The sequence below is a fragment of the Oryzihumus leptocrescens genome (assembly GCF_006716205.1).
In the GTDB taxonomy this organism is placed as follows: Bacteria; Actinomycetota; Actinomycetes; order Actinomycetales; family Dermatophilaceae; genus Oryzihumus; species Oryzihumus leptocrescens.
Map to the genome: position 1 here is coordinate 379,989 of NZ_VFOQ01000002.1, position 17,922 is coordinate 397,910.

General features: G+C 69.3%; 24 protein-coding genes. 13 read left to right on the plus strand and 11 right to left on the minus strand.

The features are described 5' to 3' along the window. Positions 1-8 precede the first annotated feature (8 nt). Positions 9-479, minus strand: coding sequence for a hypothetical protein (locus FB474_RS18965; protein WP_141790399.1), 471 nt, complete (start codon positions 477-479; stop codon positions 9-11). Between the two features lie 65 nt (positions 480-544). Continuing rightward, complete coding sequence (locus FB474_RS18970; protein WP_141790400.1) at positions 545-1,399, minus strand: GNAT family N-acetyltransferase; 855 nt, start codon at positions 1,397-1,399, stop codon at positions 545-547. A 49-nt stretch (positions 1,400-1,448) separates the two neighbouring features. Here FB474_RS18970 and FB474_RS18975 point away from each other — a divergent pair, with 49 nt between their 5' ends. Beyond that, on the plus strand, positions 1,449-1,736 hold the full coding sequence (locus tag FB474_RS18975) for a DUF1905 domain-containing protein (RefSeq protein ID WP_141790401.1): 288 nt from the start codon (positions 1,449-1,451) through the stop codon (positions 1,734-1,736). A gap of 9 nt (positions 1,737-1,745) precedes the next feature. Here the strand turns inward: FB474_RS18975 and FB474_RS18980 are convergent, their stop codons facing one another. Beyond that, on the minus strand, positions 1,746-2,714 hold the full coding sequence (locus tag FB474_RS18980; RefSeq protein WP_141790402.1) for a helix-turn-helix transcriptional regulator: 969 nt from the start codon (positions 2,712-2,714) through the stop codon (positions 1,746-1,748). 61 nt (positions 2,715-2,775) lie between these two features. Between FB474_RS18980 and FB474_RS18985 the strand changes: the two genes are divergently transcribed. Continuing rightward, entirely contained in the window at positions 2,776-3,336 is a 561-nt protein-coding gene (locus tag FB474_RS18985; protein ID WP_141790403.1) for a mycothiol transferase, read from the plus strand. After that, entirely contained in the window at positions 3,333-3,968 is a 636-nt protein-coding gene (locus FB474_RS18990; RefSeq protein ID WP_221632683.1) for a GNAT family N-acetyltransferase, read from the plus strand. Before FB474_RS18985 ends, FB474_RS18990 begins: the two co-directional genes overlap by 4 nt. Positions 3,969-4,004: 36 nt before the next feature. On the opposite strand, the gene FB474_RS18995 is transcribed toward FB474_RS18990, so the two are convergent. From FB474_RS18995 to FB474_RS19010, 4 genes are all read right to left on the minus strand, one after another. Beyond that, complete coding sequence (locus FB474_RS18995; protein WP_141790404.1) at positions 4,005-4,568, minus strand: cysteine hydrolase family protein; 564 nt, start codon at positions 4,566-4,568, stop codon at positions 4,005-4,007. Positions 4,569-4,621: 53 nt separating this feature from the next. Next, positions 4,622-4,846, minus strand: a complete 225-nt coding sequence (locus FB474_RS19000) for a hypothetical protein (RefSeq protein WP_141790405.1) — start codon at positions 4,844-4,846, stop codon at positions 4,622-4,624. Between the two features lie 109 nt (positions 4,847-4,955). Then, entirely contained in the window at positions 4,956-5,162 is a 207-nt protein-coding gene (locus FB474_RS19005; protein ID WP_141790406.1) for a hypothetical protein, read from the minus strand. 75 nt (positions 5,163-5,237) lie between these two features. Beyond that, positions 5,238-5,777 (minus strand): NUDIX domain-containing protein, encoded by a 540-nt coding sequence (locus FB474_RS19010; RefSeq protein WP_141790407.1) that lies wholly within the window; start codon positions 5,775-5,777, stop codon positions 5,238-5,240. 123 nt (positions 5,778-5,900) lie between these two features. Here FB474_RS19010 and FB474_RS19015 point away from each other — a divergent pair, with 123 nt between their 5' ends. Then, positions 5,901-6,371: an iron chaperone gene (locus FB474_RS19015; protein ID WP_141790408.1), complete on the plus strand. Its 471-nt coding sequence runs from the start codon at positions 5,901-5,903 to the stop codon at positions 6,369-6,371. 32 nt (positions 6,372-6,403) lie between these two features. Here the strand turns inward: FB474_RS19015 and FB474_RS19020 are convergent, their stop codons facing one another. Continuing rightward, entirely contained in the window at positions 6,404-6,802 is a 399-nt protein-coding gene (locus tag FB474_RS19020) for a MerR family transcriptional regulator (RefSeq protein WP_141790409.1), read from the minus strand. A 95-nt stretch (positions 6,803-6,897) separates the two neighbouring features. Here FB474_RS19020 and FB474_RS19025 point away from each other — a divergent pair, with 95 nt between their 5' ends. Next, positions 6,898-7,947, plus strand: coding sequence for an aldo/keto reductase (locus FB474_RS19025; protein ID WP_141790410.1), 1,050 nt, complete (start codon positions 6,898-6,900; stop codon positions 7,945-7,947). Positions 7,948-8,032: 85 nt separating this feature from the next. Beyond that, positions 8,033-8,827: a DUF2785 domain-containing protein gene (locus FB474_RS19030; protein WP_141790411.1), complete on the plus strand. Its 795-nt coding sequence runs from the start codon at positions 8,033-8,035 to the stop codon at positions 8,825-8,827. Positions 8,828-8,835: 8 nt separating this feature from the next. Here FB474_RS19030 and FB474_RS19035 read toward each other — a convergent pair whose 3' ends face one another. Continuing rightward, entirely contained in the window at positions 8,836-9,030 is a 195-nt protein-coding gene (locus FB474_RS19035; protein WP_141790412.1) for a hypothetical protein, read from the minus strand. A 1,339-nt stretch (positions 9,031-10,369) separates the two neighbouring features. On the opposite strand from FB474_RS19035, the gene FB474_RS19040 reads away from it, so the two are divergent. From FB474_RS19040 to FB474_RS19065, 5 genes are all read left to right on the plus strand, one after another. Beyond that, positions 10,370-10,720, plus strand: a complete 351-nt coding sequence (locus FB474_RS19040) for a hypothetical protein (protein ID WP_141790413.1) — start codon at positions 10,370-10,372, stop codon at positions 10,718-10,720. Between the two features lie 146 nt (positions 10,721-10,866). After that, on the plus strand, positions 10,867-11,673 hold the full coding sequence (locus FB474_RS19045) for a RibD family protein (protein WP_141790414.1): 807 nt from the start codon (positions 10,867-10,869) through the stop codon (positions 11,671-11,673). Between the two features lie 90 nt (positions 11,674-11,763). After that, positions 11,764-12,315 carry an AAA family ATPase gene (locus tag FB474_RS19050; RefSeq protein WP_141790415.1) on the plus strand — a complete coding sequence of 184 codons (552 nt, stop codon included), beginning with the start codon at positions 11,764-11,766 and terminating at the stop codon, positions 12,313-12,315. Between the two features lie 524 nt (positions 12,316-12,839). Continuing rightward, the gene (locus FB474_RS19060; protein ID WP_141790416.1) at positions 12,840-13,391 is read left to right on the plus strand and encodes a prolipoprotein diacylglyceryl transferase; all 552 of its coding nucleotides are present in this window, start codon (positions 12,840-12,842) and stop codon (positions 13,389-13,391) included. Positions 13,392-13,572: 181 nt separating this feature from the next. Next, positions 13,573-14,124 (plus strand): hypothetical protein, encoded by a 552-nt coding sequence (locus FB474_RS19065; protein ID WP_141790417.1) that lies wholly within the window; start codon positions 13,573-13,575, stop codon positions 14,122-14,124. 489 nt (positions 14,125-14,613) lie between these two features. On the opposite strand, the gene FB474_RS19070 is transcribed toward FB474_RS19065, so the two are convergent. Both FB474_RS19070 and FB474_RS19075 read right to left on the minus strand, forming a co-directional pair. Further along, positions 14,614-15,153 (minus strand): GNAT family N-acetyltransferase, encoded by a 540-nt coding sequence (locus tag FB474_RS19070; protein ID WP_185746269.1) that lies wholly within the window; start codon positions 15,151-15,153, stop codon positions 14,614-14,616. Positions 15,154-15,306: 153 nt separating this feature from the next. Beyond that, positions 15,307-16,050: a DUF2071 domain-containing protein gene (locus FB474_RS19075; RefSeq protein WP_141790520.1), complete on the minus strand. Its 744-nt coding sequence runs from the start codon at positions 16,048-16,050 to the stop codon at positions 15,307-15,309. A gap of 424 nt (positions 16,051-16,474) precedes the next feature. Here FB474_RS19075 and FB474_RS21575 point away from each other — a divergent pair, with 424 nt between their 5' ends. Both FB474_RS21575 and FB474_RS19085 read left to right on the plus strand, forming a co-directional pair. Continuing rightward, complete coding sequence (locus tag FB474_RS21575) at positions 16,475-16,780, plus strand: PH domain-containing protein (RefSeq protein ID WP_425465323.1); 306 nt, start codon at positions 16,475-16,477, stop codon at positions 16,778-16,780. A gap of 301 nt (positions 16,781-17,081) precedes the next feature. Next, positions 17,082-17,867, plus strand: a complete 786-nt coding sequence (locus FB474_RS19085; protein ID WP_141790420.1) for a class I SAM-dependent methyltransferase — start codon at positions 17,082-17,084, stop codon at positions 17,865-17,867. The last annotated feature ends 55 nt before the right edge of the window (positions 17,868-17,922 follow it).

The following is a 17,922-nucleotide window of genomic DNA, read 5'->3' on the forward strand; positions in this document are numbered from 1 at the left end:
GGCGTCGTTCAGCCGTGGGTGTCCCGGCGGGTGTCGGGGACGAGCAGGTCCGGGCTGACGCCCTGGGCGGTCATGTAGTCCTGGACCGCCTGCAGCTCGGTCGCGGTCAGCTCGAAGCGCGGGGCCGTGCCCTGGTCGACGGTGTCGTAGGCGACCGTCCCGTCGTGGGTGATGCCGACGACGTAGTCGGCGTAGGGGACCACGGCCACGGCCAGGGCGAGCTCGCGGCTGTCCGCAGGGACGAGGTCGGTGCAGACGGACGCCCGACGCCGTGGCGAGAGGCGTCGCCGCCGGGGAAGCATGGCCGTGACGGCCTTGGCGACCTCGGGTGGCCACGGGCCGCGACGGGGGATCTCCAGGCTGACCATCTCCAGGCGCTCGACCAGGGCCAGCAGCGCACCGCGGTGTGCCGTGTCGACGGCGGGGCGGGGGGCTCCGGGCGCAACCGTGTATGCCGCGGTGTCCCCCCAGAGCGTCACCCGGCGATGATGACGCAGCAGGTCAGGCGTTTGCGGGGTTTTGCCGAAGTCGGTTCACCAGGGCGCTAGGCGCTCCGGTGCAGGTCCGGCACGGCCGGGAGCTGCTGGAAGCCGGCCGACGCATAGGTGGCGACGGCACCGGCATTGGCGCTCGGGGTGCAGACGGTCGCGCTGGACGAGCCCAGCTCCCGCAGCGCGGCTGCCGCGGCGACGGTGATCGCCGTGCCGTAGCCGTGACCGCGATGGTCGGGGTGCACGCCCATCGGTTCGAGCAACCCGGGCCTGCCCGGACCGGCCGACCAGACCGTCACCGCCGCCACCGCGGTGTCCTGGTCGTCGTAGGCGACGAGGCACCGGGCGTCGGCGTAGAGCGACCCGGACGCCATCGTGTGCCAGCGCTCCTCCGTGAACGTCGACCGCTCGAACGCCGCGCGCTGGACGGCGGCCCGCGCGTGGGCCTGCTCCGGACCGGTCACCTCGACGCGCAGGCCGCAGTCCTCCACCGGCTGCGCGAGGTCGCGCTGGAGCGGTGTCCACGGCTCGCCGGCGACCCACCCGGCATCGAGGAGAAGCTCACGGAACAGCGCGCCACACCGCGCCTCGACGTCCACGTCCCCCTGCGGGAGGACGCCGCGCTCCGGCCGGGTCAGGTCGGCGACCAGCTGGTGGGCCAGCTCCTCGTCGTGCTGGGCTTCGGGTGCGATCGCCAGGCGTATCAGCTCGGGACTGTCCATCATCCCGGCGGCCAGGACCTGTCCGTCGCGGCTCCAGGCCCGGACGGCCGCGACCGTCGCTTCTGCGCCGAACCGCCAGTTCCAGCCGAGGTCGCCCGGGTGCAGCGGCACCGGTGCCCCGTCGTGCTGCCACTCCCGCAGCACCTGCACGACCTCGCTGAACCCATCGACTCCCGGCTTGCTCATCACGATCGACACACCCCTGATCAAACACCGCCGCCCCTACCCTGAGCCCATGAATTTCGAGTTCAGCGGCGAGCTGTGGTTCTGGAAGGGCCCGGCGCCGTGGCACTTCATCACGGTGCCGGAGGAGGGCTGCGACGCGCTGGAGGAGAGCGCCGCGCTCGTCAGCTACGGCTGGGGGATGATCCCGGTCGCCGCGAGGATCGGCGAAACCCGTTGGCGCACCTCGCTTTTCCCCAAGGACGGGCGCTACGTCGTGCCGGTGAAGGCGCACGTGCGGCGCGCCGAGGGGCTCGAGCTGGGGGACCTGGTGACCGTGCGCCTGGACCTCGAGGCCTGAGGCGTCAGGTCAGGGGAGCGTGGCCTCGCCTGTCGCAGCGGCCAGCAGCCGCTGCCCGAGGAAGCGCGCGGCCTCCTGGACCTCGGGGCAGCTGACGACCCGGTATGCCGCGGGCACCGCCGCGAGCTGTTGGGCGTACCACAAGGGGTTGCTGGTGCTGCCGACGAGGCGGCAGGTGCCCTCGTCGAGCGCCTCGACCCGCCCGAGGGCGCGGGGGAGGCAGCGCCCGGCGGTCTCGGCGGGGGCGTCGATGACGACCTCGACGTCGTACTCCCACCCCACGGCGAGGTGGTCCTCGAGCATGCCGACCGGGTCCAGCTCGGCGGGCGGGGTGAAGGTGTCGTCGAGCAGCTCCACGGCGTGCACGCGGTCGACCCGGTAGGCGCGCCGGGCGTCCGCCGCGTGGGAGTGGCACAGCAGGTACCACCGGCCGTGGCGCACGACGACGGCCCACGGGTCGACCTCGACGAGCCACTCCGAGCCGGCCTCGGTGCGGTAGCCCAGGCGCACCCGGCGGCGCTCGGAGCAGGCGCGCACGAGCTCGGTGGTGGTGCCCGGGTCGGGCCGGGCGGCGCCGCGGTCCGGGGCCGGGGCCGCGGTGCGACGGACCGCCTCGACCTGGGTGGCCACCGCCTGCGGCAGGGCCCGGACGATCTTGCCGAGCGCGCTGCCCACCGGGCCGGTGGCGTCGCCGGCGTCATGGTGGCCGTCGAGCACGGCCATGACGAGGCCGAGCGCCTCGGCGGGGCTGAACATCAGCGGCGGCGGCCGCAGCCCGCGGCCGAGGCGGTAGCCGCCGTAGGGGCCCCTGGTGGACTCGACCGGGATGTCGGCCTCGCGCAGGATGCTGACGTAGCGCCGGGCGGCCCGGTCCGACACGCCGAGCCTGGCGGCCAGCCTCTCGGCGGTGATCCCCGGGCTGTCCTGCAGCAGCTGCAGGCACACCAGCGCCCGTGCGGTGGGGTTCGACTCGTCCATTCCCGGAGCGTCTCACGATTTGCGGAAGCGATGCGTCCGCAATGGGTCCTACGGTGACGCCATGACGACGACGACTGACACCCCCTGGGAGCCGCCCATCGCCGGCACCGAGGCCGAGCAGCTGCTGGGGGCGCTCGACCGCCTGCGCTGGACCTTCCGGTGGAAGGCGGACGGCCTGGACGCGACCGGCCTGCAGGCTCGCATCGGCGCCTCGACGCTGACTCTCGGCGGGCTGCTCAAGCACCTGGCGGCCTGCGAGGACTACATGTTCACCACCAAGATGCGCGGGGAGCCCATCGGCGCCCCGTGGGACGCCAACGGCTGGGACGGCAGCAACGACTGGGAGTTCGCCTCCGCCGCCGAGGACTCGCCCGAGGAGCTCTACGCGCTCTGGGACGGCGCGGTCGAGCGCTCGCGGGCGCGCGTCGCGGCGGCCCTCACTGAAGGCGGCCTGGACCAGCCCATCCACGCCTCCGGGCCGGATGGCCGCCACGCCAGCCTGCGCCGGCTGGTGTGCGACCTGGTCGAGGAGTACGGCCGGCACACCGGGCACGCCGACCTGCTGCGCGAGGCCGTGGACGGCCGGGTCGGGGAGGACCCTCCGGCAGGCTGGCGCCCGTGAGCGAGCCGTTCCGGGACGAGCAGCTGAGCGTCGTCCCCGCCAACGAGGCGTCCTGGGAGGACCTCGCCGCGGTCTTCGGCACCGCCGACTACGCGAGCCAGTGCCGGTGCCAGCGGTTCAAGGTCCGCGGCTGGATCTGGCGCGACTCCACGCTGGAGGAGCGGACCGGGATGCAGCAGGAGCAGACCGCGTGCGGTGAGCCGGACGCGGAGGCGACCAGCGGGCTGGTCGCCTACTGCGAGGACGAGCCGGTGGGCTGGGTCGCGGTGGAGCCGCGGACGGCATACCCGAAGCTGCGCACCACCCGCATCCCGTGGACCGGGCGGGACGAGGACAAGGACGACGACGGGGTGTGGGCGGTGACCTGCTTCGTGGTGCGCAAGGGCTACCGCGGCCGGGGGCTGATGTACCCGCTCGCGCGGGCCACGGTCGACTTCGCCCGCGAGCGGGGCGCCCGGGCGCTGGAGGCGTACCCGATGATCACCCAGCCGGGCAAGGAGATCACCTGGGGCGAGCTGCACGTGGGGGCCCGGCAGGCGTTCGAGGAGGCCGGGTTCGTGCAGGTCAGCCACCCGACGCTGCGGAGGGTGGTCATGCGCGTGGACTTCGACGGCGGGGACGAGCCGGACTGACTGCGCGTCCGCGGCGCTGCGCGTGCCCGACGACCCTCAGGTCGCGGCGAAGTCGACCTCCGCGGTGGGCGTCACGCTGCCCTTGCGGCCGGGGGCGTTGGCCCAGCTCCAGTAGGTGTTGGTGTAGGCGATCGACTGCTCCGGGCTGACCGGGAAGCCCCACTCGCGCATGTCCTCGGAGGTGTGGGCGTCGGCGACGAGGGTGGCGTCGTAGCCGCGCACCAGGGCCGAGTGAAGGGTGGAGCGGATGCACTCCTCGGTCTGCGCGCCGGTGACGACGAGCCGCCCGACCCCGAGCGCGGCCAGGTGCTCCTCGAGGTCGGTGGCCTCGAAGGCGTCGGGGTAGGTCTTGGGCACGAGCGGCTCGGACTCGTGGCGCTCGAGCTCGGCGACGTAGGCCCACGTCTCCGAGCCCGGGGTCAGGCCGTCGTCGTCGGAGTGCTGCACCCACAGGACCGGGACGTGCTCGGCCCGGGCCTTCGCCACGAGGGACTGGATGTTGGCGACCACGCGGTCGCGCTCGTAGGCGTTGCCGACGACGCCGTTCTGCACGTCGACGACGAGCAGGGCGGTGTAGGGGCGGTTCTCCAGGGACGTCATGGCTACCTCCGTCGGCGCGTCCTTCGCACTGTAGGGCCGTGCGCCGACAGGGTTCAGACGCTCATTGCGCCGGTGTAGCCCGGGCAGGTCAGGCCGCCGCTGGCCGTATAGCGCTCCAGCGCCTCTGGCGGGAAGGCCGCCAGGGGTGGTGACGACTCCCGCGCCCGTTCCCGGGCGCTGCGCACGTGGTCGAACAGGACGCTCCGGGACAGCAGGAGCGCGAGGGCCACGGCGGCACCGTCCACGAGCATCTCCGCCTCCTCCGAGGTCGGCTCCACCGACGCCTCCAGTCTCGCCCCGCTGCTCCAGCCAGCCAAGGTGGTCCGGCCGCTGCCGTGGTGCGGTGCCGACGAGCAACCGCACCACGGCAACGCGGAACGCTGCGTCCTACTTGGACGGCTGGGGGACCACGCAGGTGACCTTGGGGTTGACGCCGGTGTAGTTCAGCGGACCGGCGAGGACCGTGACGGCAACGGTGCTGGCGTGGGCGCAGTTCGCGGCCCCGGTGCTGAAGTAGCCCCGCTGGTAGGTCGCGGCCACTCCGATCAGGAGCCACAGGACGACGAGGATGGAGCTGCCGGCGGAGACGGCCATGCCACGGATCATTTTCGGGGTGCCTTTCAGGGGGAGGCGGTTTGCTGGTGGCACAACGCGCCCTGGGTGCGGAAGTCACGGCACACGACGTGTCGATTCGGTACGCCCTTGCGATGGCGTGCGTTTGATGTCGTTGAGTGCCGTCACCGGGTAGCCGTCCTCGAGCTCGGCGATGCCGCCAGAGGCGTGAGCGTCCAGCGCCGCCTCGACGCGGCGCGCCTTGTAGTCGACCAGCCGCTCGCGGACCGTGGGGCGGTCGCACCACGCCCAGTCGCTCAGCTCCCCGGACGCCAACGCGATGCGCGACGTGTCGAACGGGGCCGCGGCGTAGACCAGCATGAGCCCGTCGTCCGGCAGGACGCCCGGGGCGTCCCAGTCCACTACGAGCAGCCGCCCGACCGTCACGTCGAGGCCGAGCTCCTCGCGCAGCTCACGAGTCGCCGCAGCTCGCGGGGACTCGCCCGCCTCGACGAGGCCGCCGGGGATCTCCCAGGCGTCCTTGTAGGTCGGCTTGACCAGGAGCACCTCGTGCGAGGGGTTGGTGATCAGCGCGCCGGCACCGACGCGTTTGCGTGGCAGGGCGCGGAACGCCTCGCTGTGGATGAAGTCGGGCATGACGCCACACCGTCGCAGGTCCGGGCAGGCTCGGCGACTTCGGTCAGTTTCGGAGAAGCGCTGCCGGGGCGGCTTCCCAAGAATGAGAGCTGTCGTGAGAAGACCTACCGAGGGGAAGACGTCATGAAGGACACGCGCAAGTCCACCGCCGCCACCGTCACCAGGGAGTCCTCGGACGGGTTCACCGAGGAGGAGCGGGCGGCGATGAAGGACCGGGCCCAGGAGATGAAGGCGGCCAAGCGCCGGGGCGGCACCAGCAAGGAGGACGGCGAGAGCGACGTGCTGGCGAAGATCGCCGAGATGTCGTCGCCGGACCGCGAGCGGGCCGAGCGGGTCCACGCCGTCATCACCTCCACCGCTCCGGACCTCGCCCCGAGGCTCTGGTACGGCATGCCGGCGTACGCCAAGGACGGCAAGGTGCTCTGCTTCTTCCAGAGCGCGGAGAAGTTCAAGTCGCGGTACGCGATGCTCGGCTTCAGCGACCAGGCGAACCTCGACGACGGCGACATGTGGCCGACGTACTTCGCCCTGACCGCCCTGACCGCCGCCGTGGAGAAGAGGATCGCCGCGCTCATCACGCAGGCGGTGAGCTGAGCGCGTCCCGCTGACCGGCCCGGCTCAGGCCGTCAGTCGGTCAGCGGGACCGACCCCTCGAGGTAGTCCTCGTAGATGGCGACCTTGTGCCGGATGAGGTCCAGGCTCTGGTTGAGCGAGCGGATCTGCTCCAGCACGGACTGCTCGTGCTCGCGCAGCAGCGCCAACCGCTCGGCCTCGGTCCCGTCTCCCTGGCGCGCGAGCTCGGTGTATCTGCGGATGGTGGGCAACGGCATACCGGAGCCGCGCAGGACCAGGCACAGGTTCAGCCAGGCGACGTCGTGCGAGCTGTAGTAGCGCCGGCCTCCGACGGTGCGTTCGATCGGGTTGGCCAGGATGCCCTCCCGCTCGTAGAAGCGCAGGGTGTGGACGCTCAGGCCGGTGCGGGCGGCGACGTCGCCGATGCTGAGCCTGTCCTCGACGTCGGGCATGCCGGGCAGCCTAGTGACTTGACCTAGAGCCGACTCGAGTTTCTAGGTTCTCCCCGATCGCAGTCGTTCAAGGGCTTTCAGGAGGGGACAGATCCATGCGTTACCGCGTTCTCGGAGGCACCGGTCTCGAGGTGAGCGTGCACTGCCTGGGCACGATGATGTTCGGCGCCGTGGGCAACCCGGACCACGAGGAGTGCATCCGGATCACCCACGCCGCGCTCGACCGGGGGATCAACTTCGTCGACACCGCCGACATGTACAGCGCCGGCGAGTCGGAGGTGATCGTGGGCAAGGCGCTGCGGGGCCGACGCGACGACGTGGTGCTGGCCACCAAGGTGCACTTCGCCGTGGGCGAGGAAGGGCCGAACCGGGGCGGGAACTCCCGGCGCTGGATCATCAAGGAGGTCGAGGAGAGCCTGCGGCGGCTGCAGACCGACTGGATCGACCTCTACCAGGTGCACCGGCCCGACCACCGCACGGACATCGAGGAGACCCTGTCGGCGCTGACCGACCTGGTGCAGCAGGGCAAGATCCGGGCCTTCGGCTGCTCGACCTTCCCGGCCGAGGAGATCGTCGAGGCCCATCACGTCTCGGAGACCCGCCGGCTGGGGCGCTTCCGCACCGAGCAGCCGCCGTACTCGTTGCTGGCCCGGGGGATCGAGCGATCGGTGCTGCCCGCCGCGCGGAAGTACGGGATGGGCGTGCTCACCTGGAGCCCGCTGGCGTTCGGCTTCCTGTCGGGCAAGTTCCGCAAGGACCAGGGCGTGGACCTGTCGGCCGGTCGCCCGGCGCTCAACCCCGGCCGGTTCGACCCCACCCTCCCCGGCAACGCGGCCAAGTATGACGCGGTCGAGGCCTTCGTGGACCTGGCCGGTGAGCTGGGGTGCAGCCTGCCGCAGCTCGCCGTCGCGTTCCCGGCGGCGCACCCGGACGTGACGTCGGTGATCGTCGGCCCGAGGACGATGGCCCAGCTGGACTCGCTGCTCGAGGGGGCCGGGCTGACGCTGGACGACAAGACGCTGGACCGGATCGACGAGATCGTCGCGCCCGGGGTGGATCTCTACGCCCCCAACGCGGCGGTGCCGCCCTCGCTCAGCGACCCGTCGCGGCGCCGGCGCGCGGTCGCGGATCGGGCGGCCGCCTGACGGTGGCCGGCCCAGCTCTGCCGAGGCTGTCTGCCGTGCCGGCTATCCGCTGGCTGGACGTCGCGGCATACCGGAGGCTGGCCGGATGACTGACTGGCATGCGGTCCAGGCCGAGCAGTTCGCTCCTCCTGCGGGTGGGTCCATCCCGTCGCTGGTGGGTGAGCTGGCGGAGATGTTGACGTCGCCCGACCCCCAGGTCCGCGATGAGCTCGCCTTCTCGGCGCTCGCGACGTGGATCGACGAGGGCGTCGTGCCGGAGGAGCTGCTGCGCCCACTGGGAGACACCATGGCGCAGCGGTTCCTGGCCGCGGACATCCAGACCCGCAGCTTCGCCGCGCTCGTCCTCGACGTGATCGTCTCCTCGCGTGGGGTCTGCGAGCCCCGCTGGGTCGATGCCTTCGAGCGCTGGTATGCCGCCGAAGGTGACCTTCGGGGGTATGACGCCACGCTCGGCTGGCTGCACGCCGTGGCGCACGGGGCCGACCTGCTGGGCGACCTGGGGCTTCACGCCGACGTGGCGCCCCGCCGGATGCTCGACCTCGCGTCGAGCCGGTTGCTGGCCCCCGCGACCCCGGTGTGGCGGGACCAGGAGGACGACCGCCTGGCGCACGCCATCGGCAAGGTCCTGACCCGACCGGGCCTGTCCCAGGACGACGCGACGGCGTGGCTGGACCCCGTTGCCGAGGTCCTGGCCAGCGGTGAGCCCGGCCCCACGCCGGCCCACGTGTCGAACACCCTCCGCACGCTGCGCATGCTCTACCTGCTGGTCAGCTGCGGCATCCGCACGGGCCCGGACGAGGTGGTGCCGGTGGTCTGGCGCACGGCCGTCCTCGAACGGCTCGCGGCCGTCCTGCACCCCGTCACGTTGTGGATGTGGTGAGGGCGCCCTCAGATCCCGCTGCCGAAACCGTCCGGGCCGTTGCTGTCGCGTCGCACCATCGACTCCGCCTGGGCCTGGATGTCGGTGTCGGACATGGCGGCGTCTCGCCGATCGACGATGCCTCGGGTGCCGCGCCTGCGGTCGAACCAGAGACCCCAGGCCAGGAGCACGACCACGACCCCGATCAGCACCGCGATCCACATGTCTGCACCCTTCGTCGCAGGCTCCGCCTGCCGCTGGTCCCGTTGCCGTCATCATCAGGGCGCCGGGTCGGGAAGTCGAGCGGGTCGGAACGCGGGGCGATGCACTGGCGGAGATGAGATCAAGCCAAGCACGATCACTTCGAGGCCGAGCCCGATGACCAGCTGCATCAACTGCTCGGTCTCGCTGGGCTTCCAGTGCTGGACCTTGACCTACACCCGCCCTTCGGGGGCCGCTCGAGCGGTCGCTGAAGGGCGACTCTCATGGGCTGCCCGCAGGTCAGGTCCGGCGGTCGGGCTTCAAACTGGCCGGCTACATGCCGACTCGCTTTGCCGTCTACCCACCACCGCTGCTGAACCGTTGCGGCAACCTCTCCTCAAGGCGCGGCACCTGGGTGGTGAAGGCCGATGCCGATGGGTCGGATGGGCAGTTTGCAGTGCGCTGCACGCGGTAGACGAGGGGTTGGGCGAGCAGCGTGCCTCCCTCGCGACCACGTTGCCCGCCTGCACAAGCTCGAGTCTGGGAGTGAACCTCACCGTGACGTTCGGCGGCCATCGCACCTCGACGGGCGGGTTCGGATCGGCAATCCAGGTGCAGCCGGAGCGGGCGTCTCCGTGCAGCCGGCCAAGCGCTATCGGTGCGCGCAGGATGACGCGATGCGGTGAGGCCTCGTACGCGGCGGCGGACACCAGCAAGGTAGCCGCGACGATGCCGCACACAGCCAGCGCAGAGACCTTCATTCGATTCCCCTCGAGCGAGGCTACATGCGTTTCGCGGGGGGGGGGGGGGGGGGGGGGGAGAGACGTCTTGCGACGCCGGAATGGATCCGCCCGATGCGCGGGTTGGTGCCGGACCCGGTCCGGTATGGCTACTGACAGGTGCCTGGCTGCCAGTTTGCTGGAAGTTTCCTGACTACGTGCTATCTGGGGTTCATGGACCGCTAGCGTCCGCGCTAGTCACGTCGCCCCCTGTGCCCGTGACTTGGCCGTCCCCGCTCGTGTCCGAAGCATTGCAGGCGGGGACGGCCCACTTTGTTCACCCGGGATCGGGCGGTGAGCACGCGGGTCTGCGCATTGACCGGGGCTTTCGTGGCTGGGGTTCGACCCGCTGCGATGCGGGTACGGAGGCCGGGTCGGCGGGGTTGAGCAGCCAGCCCCGTCGGCTGGGTGCAGTTGGGGCTTGGGTAGCCGGCCGCGTGCGGGCCTCCGTCGTCGCCAGCTCCTGCACAGGTGGGGTGCTGCGAACGTCAGCCGAGCTGGCGGAGGAAGGCTCGCGTGGTCGGTCGGAGTGTTGTCCGCGCGTCGAGGTCTGAACGCCGCACCTGCCGGTCAAGATGTGCTTATGAGCTACGACTTGGCGGTTTGGGAGGGGCCCCGCCCTTCCAGCGATGACGAGGCTGCGGCCGAGTATGAGCGTCTGATGGATCAGATGGACGAGGACCCCGACGTCCCGCCGTCGGCGCCGATCGTCTCTTTCCAGAACGAGCTGCTGGCCCGGTGGCCGGCGCTTGGGGCTCCAGGCGACGAAGCGTCGCCCTGGTCGACCGGGCCGGAGATCGGCGATGCCGTTGGCCCCATCATGTACATCACGATGACGTACTCGGGGGCGCAGGAAGGCGTGCCGTATGCAGCCGAGGTCGCAAGGATGCTGGGCCTCGTCTGCTACGACCCGCAGGAGGAAGTGCTGAGATAGTCGGCCAGTGCTTGCGCCTCTGGGGGCGTCCCGGGTTGGTCGGGGCGCTCCCTCCGCTTGTCCTGGCCCGGGCCGCGCGGCGGAGCCGCGCCTGGAGCCAGTGAGCACATGGACGACGTGTCGGTTCCCGCCGATACGTTGCGGCGATGAGTGCGTCTGTGCCCGGGAGACCCCGAGTCGTTCTGACCACGACCGCAAGTGTCGACGGCCGGGTGACGGTGACGGAGTCCGAGCGATTGTTGGACCCGGCGGTCTGGGCCAGGTGGCAGGCAGCGTGGCCGGACGATGTTGAACCTCTGGTCGAGCAACGGCGGCGCTGGATCGAGGACTCCTACGCACCGACGGTCGTCCTCGAGGGCAGCGGGACCTTTGTTGCCGGTGACGCGACCTCGCGATGGGCCGGATGCTCAGAGGAGGCGGCGGAGGAGCTCTACGCCGACCACCTGCCCCGGCGCGCCCCACGCTGGTTCGCCGTCGTCGATGGCAGGGGGCGCGTCGACTGGACGTACACCGGGGATGACGAGACCGCCCTGCTGGTCCTGGTGTGCCGGACGACGCCCAGCGGTTACCTGAAACACCTCCGAGAGCTGGGCGTCGGCTACCTCGTCGTCGGTGAGGATCGAGTGGACCTTTGTGAGTCAGTGAGGCGGTTGGGTGCCACGCTGGGCGCCAGCACCGTCATCGCGGACGGAGGTGGCGGCATCAACGGCGCTCTACTGCGGGCTGGACTCATCGACGAGGTTCACGTGATCACCTTCCCGGCCCTCATCGGCGGCCTGAGCACGCCGTCATTCGTTGACGGCACACCACTGCCAGCCGGAAGCTCACCAGTCCGGCTCCGCCCGCTGGGGCTCGTCCAAGGAACCCTGGGGAGCATCTGGGCGCGATACGAAGTGCAACATCCGACGTCCGTGCTTCGGCAGATGGAGTCAGAAGGGCACCAAGAGGTTTAGCCCACGGTGTCAAGCATCAGCCGACGCACATCCGCCGTGGATGGTTCTTGGACCTCCACCGGTAGAGGTCGCGCCACGTATCGTCGCGCCATGCCACGACTGATCCACCTCAATGGACCCTCTCGCGTCGGCAAGTCGACCCTGGCCCGCCGCTATGCCAACGAGCATCCCGGCACCTTGGCACTCGATCTGGACGTGCTCGCAGGGTTGATCGGTGGGTGGAAAGAGGACTTCTCGGCCGCCTTGGAGACGGCCCGGGGCCACGGGCGGGAGATGGCCGTGCGGCACCTGCGCGCTGGATTCGACGTGATCCTCCCGCAGTTGGTGACCGTTCATGACCGCGATCCGGACCCGGCCTTCGAACAGGCGGCCGGCACAGCCGGCGCGACCTACGTCCAAGTAGCTCTGATGGTCGACGACGTTGAGCACCTCCGCCGCTTGCACGGCAAACGCCCTGCTACTGAGGTCGAGGCACGAGTCCAGGCAGCGCTCGTGGACCCGGGATCCGACCTCGTTGACAAGATCCGCGGGCACCTGAACGAGTACTTGGCGAGGCGGCCTGACGCGATCAGGCTCGACACCTCGGAGCTCGGGGAGGACGCGACCTACCAAAGCCTTCTGAACGAACTCAACGCGCCATGAGGACGCGTCTTCGCCCCTCAGCGACATCCGCTGAGCACACGGACGCTAAATTCCGTCCGCTGGCCTTCGACGGCCCCTGACCAGGGGCGAGTTCGGGGGCTTTTTTCATGTCTTCACACACTTCGGATTTGTCCCCGCCACCCGCCAAAACCCCTGGCCGACTCCTCCGCAGCCGGCACCTGGACGCTCGGGAACCGAACCGTCAACCGTCTCGGCTTTGGTGCCATGCGGCTGACTGGCACCGCCGCCTTCAACCTCGGAGAGCGCCGTGACCGCGATACCTCGATCGCGTACTGCGGCGCGCGGTCGAGCTGGGCGTCAACCACATCGACACAGCCGCCTTCTACTTCTCGCCGTGGCTCTGGCGTCTGAGGATGTTGGAGACAGCGGGGGCCGTACGTCGGATTTCCACCGTTTCGCAAAGTCTTGGTATACGTCCGGCCTGTTCCCGAACCGCGCGCTTCATTTGGCTCGTTGGTCATTGCGGTACGCGAACCGACGTCCATCGCCAGGGAGACCAAGCTATGCGCAGGATGATCCGAGTCCGGCTGGATCTGAAGACGGTCGGCGGTGCTGCTATTGCCGCAGTGCTGATGGCCGGAGGGGCCGGGGTGGCAATGGCTGCCTCCGGGCCGGTGTCGGCGAACACGCCCGCCCAGACCGCGGTTACGAATGAGGTGACGCCTACCGCCACTGAGACTTCCGAGCCGAGCCAGTCCGCGGAGCCGAGCGAATCCGAAACCGCTGAGCCGAGCAAGACGGCGGAGCCGAGTGAGTCCGGGACGGCCGAGCCCAGCGAGACCGCAGAGCCGAGTGAGTCCGAGACGGCCGAGCCAACGCACACGGAACATGCCGAGCACCACGAGACTGCCGAGCCGCATGAGAGCGATGGTGGAGATCACCAGGGTTCGACCGAGCAGCAGACGCAGGACCAGGAGCATCACTCGGGTGACGGTCGGCAGTCGTCCGACGGCCAGCACTCGGGTGACGGTCGGCAGTCGGGCGACGGCCAGCACTCGGGTGACGGTGAGCAGTCGGGCGGCGGCGACGGCGGCGATGGCGGCCACGGCGACTGACGTGCTGGACAGCAAGAGCTGGAGCCATTAGCGCAGGCCCGCCTCGACTGTGTTCGGGGCGGGCCCTGTCTTGTCCTGGCCTGGGTAGCCCGTGAGCGCGTGTCCCTTGGTGCTCATGGCCGAGCAGCACTGGTGGGCGAGCCTGGCTAGATCGCGTGAATGGCCATGTCAGTCTTCCCCCGTGGCGAGCTCGACGACGGACGATGTTCGCGAAGTGGTCCTCCTGCGGCCGTCCCTGCGTTCGGTGTTCCGGCCCCTAGCCACCGGAGGCGTTCTGTGCGTCGCCGCGATCATCGTCGGCTTGGTGGTGTCGTTGGTCAGGGGGGACTTCGGAGGAGACGGCCTGGGTATGGGCATTGGCCTGCTGGCCGGTGCGGCGATGCTCGTCATGGGCCTTCTTCGCTGCATGGCATGGTCCGTGACGATCGCGCCTCGCACCGTCGTTGACACCGGTACGCATCTGGTCGGCCGTTGGGGTCGGAGTACTCGCCACGCGGTCCCGTGGGATGACATCGAGCGAGTCACCTGGATTTATGGGAGCCGGCTGCCGGAGCTGCAGCGACCTGCCCAGTTCTTCGAGGTCCAGGCTGACACCAAGTCCGGAGCTGGGCGAGCGATCATCACCTCAGACTTGATCTCAACCGTGCTCCTCCTCGACGTCCACGCCGATAGCCAGTTACCGCGTCTGATCGAGGCCTGTCGGAAGCATGGCGTTGACTGCCAACAGCCCTGAGGGACGCGCCAGAACGTCGCTAAGGCCTTGCATGCCGGGCGGGTCGCCCCTCGCCTCCTGCGCGGGGAACCCTTTTCGTCGCTGCGAGGACTAGGACTGAGACGAGGACGACTAGGGCCAGAAATGCGATCGCCATCTGCGCCCAATCCCCATCTAGCAGGGAGCCAAGCGTGGCGCCCGCCGCTGCGAGTGCGCCGAGGGTGAGCATTAGGTAGATGCGAACGCCCATGCCACTGAGCATCTCAGCCTGAGCAGCTAAATCGCCGAGGCAAGCGGTCGACACGGATGTCACGAGCCCGCGCAGGCGGAGAATGCCTGCTCGTTGCGGGCCCGAATGCCCAGCTTGGAAGGTCGGGCCGGCACTGTGTGACCTGCTTGGCTGACGCTCTGAATCCAGTCCGCGAGTGACCGTCAGCGACCGCGATTTCGCCTTCGTAATCGCACGCTAATCGCACGTCCCCGGGGCCCAGCACTTACCGACGGAAGGGATCACTGGCCGGCGCTCACGTCGAACGCGCGGATCCCAGAAGGGCCGGATGAGACGGCCGCGAACAGCAGCGAGTCCCGCCAGGCGTCGCGAACCCACAGGTGGTCACGCAGGCGGCCTTCAAGCTGCAGGCCTGCCTTCTCCAGCACCCGCACCGAGGCGGCGTTGTCGGGATGGCACGTGGCGTAAAGCCGGTGCACGCCGAAGGACCCGAACGCGGTGTCACGCAGCAGCAACGCGGTCTCCGTGGCGAGACCCCGTCCCCAGACCTCACGCGCGAACACGTAGCCGAACTCGGCTCGCCGATGGTCACGGCTCGCGATGCGCACTTCTGCGGAACCGATGACGCGGTCCTCGCCTCGAATCGTGACTGCCCACGAGTAGGCGTCGTCCCCCTCGACTCCACGGGCGGCCTTGGCGACAACCCGCTCCTGCGTCTGGGCCAGATTGCTCGGTCCCCAGTCGGTGTACCGCACGACCTCCGGGTCGGATGCGTACGCGTGCACGTCGCGCGCGTCTGCCGCACGGAACTCGCGGAGCATGAGTCGCTCGCTGCTAAGTCGCATGTCCAACCATCCTGCTGTCCTTGTCCCAGTCGTGCGATCTGATTCTCGATCCACGTGGCCGGTCTCCTGCTATGGCCGTGTTAGGTGTTTTGTGATTGGCGGTAGGGACACGACCGGGGCAGACGCAGCTCATAAAGCGTCTGTGCCTAGGGGCTTGGTGGCCAGCGTCGGTAGCGCGCTCCATTGGACCGGGACACGTCGCATGATCAGGGCGCAATCGAGTGCCACCGAGCCGGTTGGGAACACGGCGGCGTCGTCGAAGTAGCTCGACCGGGCGCTCAGTACCTCGACCGGCTCCACCTTCCATGCATTCGTGTGGAGCTGCAGGCCGTCGAGTCGCTGAGCCTGGTCTGTAGCGGAATAACCGAGCGAGCCCCGCTCGAAAAACTCTGAGGCGGCGGACACGTCGGCGAAGATCTTGCTGCCGGCCAGCTCGGCGGTCACGCGCACTGCCACGTCCACCTCTACTGATCCGTCTCGAGCGGCGAAGGCAACAGCGACCTCGGTTTCGGACTCGCGAACGCGAAACCGCGCACGGTGGTGCTGGCCGGGGTACAAGTGCCCGCCCACGGCTACGTTCAACATGGAGTCGGTGTCTCGGCGGGGGATGTAGACACCGGCTTTGGTCCCCTCTGGGGCGTCCCATTCGACGGCGATTCGGTGCGCCGCGTTCTCGCTACGACGGCCGATCCACGCTGGGAACCCTGTGGGTCGCATGGCGCCGAGTCTGATCAGGCATATGCCTGCCACGGCCGCCCCGTCGACGATCTGGGGTCGAAAGGGTGCCGGTAGCAGTGGCCCTATCACCGCCGGGTCGACGCGGTAGTTGACCAGCAACCGACGCTCGATCTCGCCCGAGAGGCGCGGAATCATCGTCACAAGTCGAGTATGCGGACGGCAGTCCTCTCGTGCCTGGCTGTCGCCGGATGTTGGGGTTTGCGTCGACTTCCGAGCCGTTCATCGCATCGTGCATGCCGGTGATGTCCTCCGTCGACTGATACGCGGCCGTCCGCCAGATCATGCGCGGCACCCTTGGCGAGCCAGGTTGGTCATGCCGTTGATCGGCCGACGAAGGCGAGCCTGCGTTGGCCCAAGTTGCCGGACTGTCAGCATGATCTGCATGACCCAGTACCCAGACGGCTCAGGATCGTCATTGCCTCGGTCTTGGGGTCCTGCCCCGGCAACTCGAGGCTTGCTGTGGCTGGTCCTCATTGTCTGTGCCGGCGCGGTGGTGCTGTTCATGCTGTGGGGGCTGGTATTGCCGCCGCCGGATGGTGACCGCCCGGGCAGCCTCGCGATGGCCGGCCTGCCCGCTGTTTGTGCGTTGCTAACCTGGCGCTTTGGGCTTCATCCCCTGGTGACGGCCACGGTCGAAGGGATTACGGTGCGGAATCCGCTCGGGACCAGGCGGCTGGTTTGGTCCGAGATTCGAGCAATACGAGCGGGGTACAGCGGTTTGGAGATCCACCGCACCGACGGCGGGGTCACTACCGCGTGGGCGGTACAGCAAACCAACCTGTCCGGCTGGCTGCGGCGGCGAACGAGGGCCCAAGGGGTGGCGGCAGAGCTCACGCGCTTGTTCGAGCTGCATGGCGCTGGGTAAGTGCGCCAGCCCTAGGCGAGTTCCGAAGGCACCTAGTGTCGGAGCGCTGTCGCGCATCCGTCAACGGAGGACGCATGCACGCCGGCGACGCCGTTCGCCCTACGATCTGCAGCGCCGGAAGGACGAATCGCCGCGTGCGTGGCCTCGGGTTGTCAGGTCACGCGCGACGGAACGACGCACTTCGCGCGGATTGCGACAGATCCGCGGATGTTCCCGACGACCTCGGCTTCGCGAAGTCAGGCCACGGGGGTCGCGGCGGCGCAAGAGGCAGCGTCGTGTTCAGCACTACGATCGTGTCTCGATGGCGACAGACGACTCTCAGATGACGACGGCCGCCCACAGCCCGGGTGGCGGCGACGCGAGCCGACCGTGGACAGAACTCGCGTCCGACTATGAGCAGGCGCGGTCCAGGGAGGACTCGCTGGATCGGCTGGTCGAGTGGCCCGCGCAGCGCGACATGCTCGGGGACGTCACCGGGTTGTCTTTGCTTGATGCCGGGTGCGGCAATGGAGCGAAGATCGCGCAACTGGTTCAGGACGGCGCGGTCGCCTCGGTCGGGGTCGACATCAGTGACAACTTCGTCACCGAAGCGCCACCTGGTTTGGAACTCATTCAGGGCGACCTCTCCGACCTAGCCGCAGTGCAGGGACTTGCCGGTCGGTCGTTCGACCGGATCTTGTTCTTGCAGTCGTTCGGTTACGCCAACGATCCGGTCCATGCGCTCAAGACGGCACGGGCCATGCTCAAGGACGACGGGTTCGTGCTGCTGACCCGGACCCAGCCGATCCGATACGCCATCGAACGCGCCGAGGAGAACGGAACCACGCTTGGTGAGGAGTACTTCTCCACCAGTTCGTTCTCCTACCGCCATCGCAACTGGAACGAGGGCGTCACACTGACCAAGCGGCCCTACACGATGTCGGATCTGCTCAACATTTTCAGCGCAGCGGGGATGTGGGTCGAGACCACGGTCGAGCCACAGATGTCGCGGGAGATCGGCGAGCGCTATCCACACAAGCAAGCCGTGCTGAACAGATACCTCGGCATTCTCATGTTCAAGTTGCGACCGCTTCCGGTCCGCTTCTAGGCGGGAAGGCTACCTCCGGCGGAGGCTGCGGCGGAAGACGCACTTCACGCAGCGC

Coding starts and splice junctions, on each gene's coding strand:
- FB474_RS18970 (WP_141790400.1), bottom strand. CDS start 1,399: ATGAGCAAGCCGGGAGTCGATGGGTTCAGCGAGGTCGTGCAGGTGCTG.
- FB474_RS18975 (WP_141790401.1), top strand. CDS start 1,449: ATGAATTTCGAGTTCAGCGGCGAGCTGTGGTTCTGGAAGGGCCCGGCG.
- FB474_RS18980 (WP_141790402.1), bottom strand. CDS start 2,714: ATGGACGAGTCGAACCCCACCGCACGGGCGCTGGTGTGCCTGCAGCTG.
- FB474_RS18985 (WP_141790403.1), top strand. CDS start 2,776: ATGACGACGACGACTGACACCCCCTGGGAGCCGCCCATCGCCGGCACC.
- FB474_RS18995 (WP_141790404.1), bottom strand. CDS start 4,568: ATGACGTCCCTGGAGAACCGCCCCTACACCGCCCTGCTCGTCGTCGAC.
- FB474_RS19005 (WP_141790406.1), bottom strand. CDS start 5,162: ATGGCCGTCTCCGCCGGCAGCTCCATCCTCGTCGTCCTGTGGCTCCTG.
- FB474_RS19010 (WP_141790407.1), bottom strand. CDS start 5,777: ATGCCCGACTTCATCCACAGCGAGGCGTTCCGCGCCCTGCCACGCAAA.
- FB474_RS19015 (WP_141790408.1), top strand. CDS start 5,901: ATGAAGGACACGCGCAAGTCCACCGCCGCCACCGTCACCAGGGAGTCC.
- FB474_RS19020 (WP_141790409.1), bottom strand. CDS start 6,802: ATGCCCGACGTCGAGGACAGGCTCAGCATCGGCGACGTCGCCGCCCGC.
- FB474_RS19025 (WP_141790410.1), top strand. CDS start 6,898: ATGCGTTACCGCGTTCTCGGAGGCACCGGTCTCGAGGTGAGCGTGCAC.
- FB474_RS19030 (WP_141790411.1), top strand. CDS start 8,033: ATGACTGACTGGCATGCGGTCCAGGCCGAGCAGTTCGCTCCTCCTGCG.
- FB474_RS19035 (WP_141790412.1), bottom strand. CDS start 9,030: ATGTGGATCGCGGTGCTGATCGGGGTCGTGGTCGTGCTCCTGGCCTGG.
- FB474_RS19040 (WP_141790413.1), top strand. CDS start 10,370: ATGAGCTACGACTTGGCGGTTTGGGAGGGGCCCCGCCCTTCCAGCGAT.
- FB474_RS19045 (WP_141790414.1), top strand. CDS start 10,867: ATGAGTGCGTCTGTGCCCGGGAGACCCCGAGTCGTTCTGACCACGACC.
- FB474_RS19050 (WP_141790415.1), top strand. CDS start 11,764: ATGCCACGACTGATCCACCTCAATGGACCCTCTCGCGTCGGCAAGTCG.
- FB474_RS19060 (WP_141790416.1), top strand. CDS start 12,840: ATGCGCAGGATGATCCGAGTCCGGCTGGATCTGAAGACGGTCGGCGGT.
- FB474_RS19070 (WP_185746269.1), bottom strand. CDS start 15,153: ATGCTCCGCGAGTTCCGTGCGGCAGACGCGCGCGACGTGCACGCGTAC.
- FB474_RS19075 (WP_141790520.1), bottom strand. CDS start 16,050: ATGATTCCGCGCCTCTCGGGCGAGATCGAGCGTCGGTTGCTGGTCAAC.
- FB474_RS21575 (WP_425465323.1), top strand. CDS start 16,475: ATGGCCGGCCTGCCCGCTGTTTGTGCGTTGCTAACCTGGCGCTTTGGG.
- FB474_RS19085 (WP_141790420.1), top strand. CDS start 17,082: ATGGCGACAGACGACTCTCAGATGACGACGGCCGCCCACAGCCCGGGT.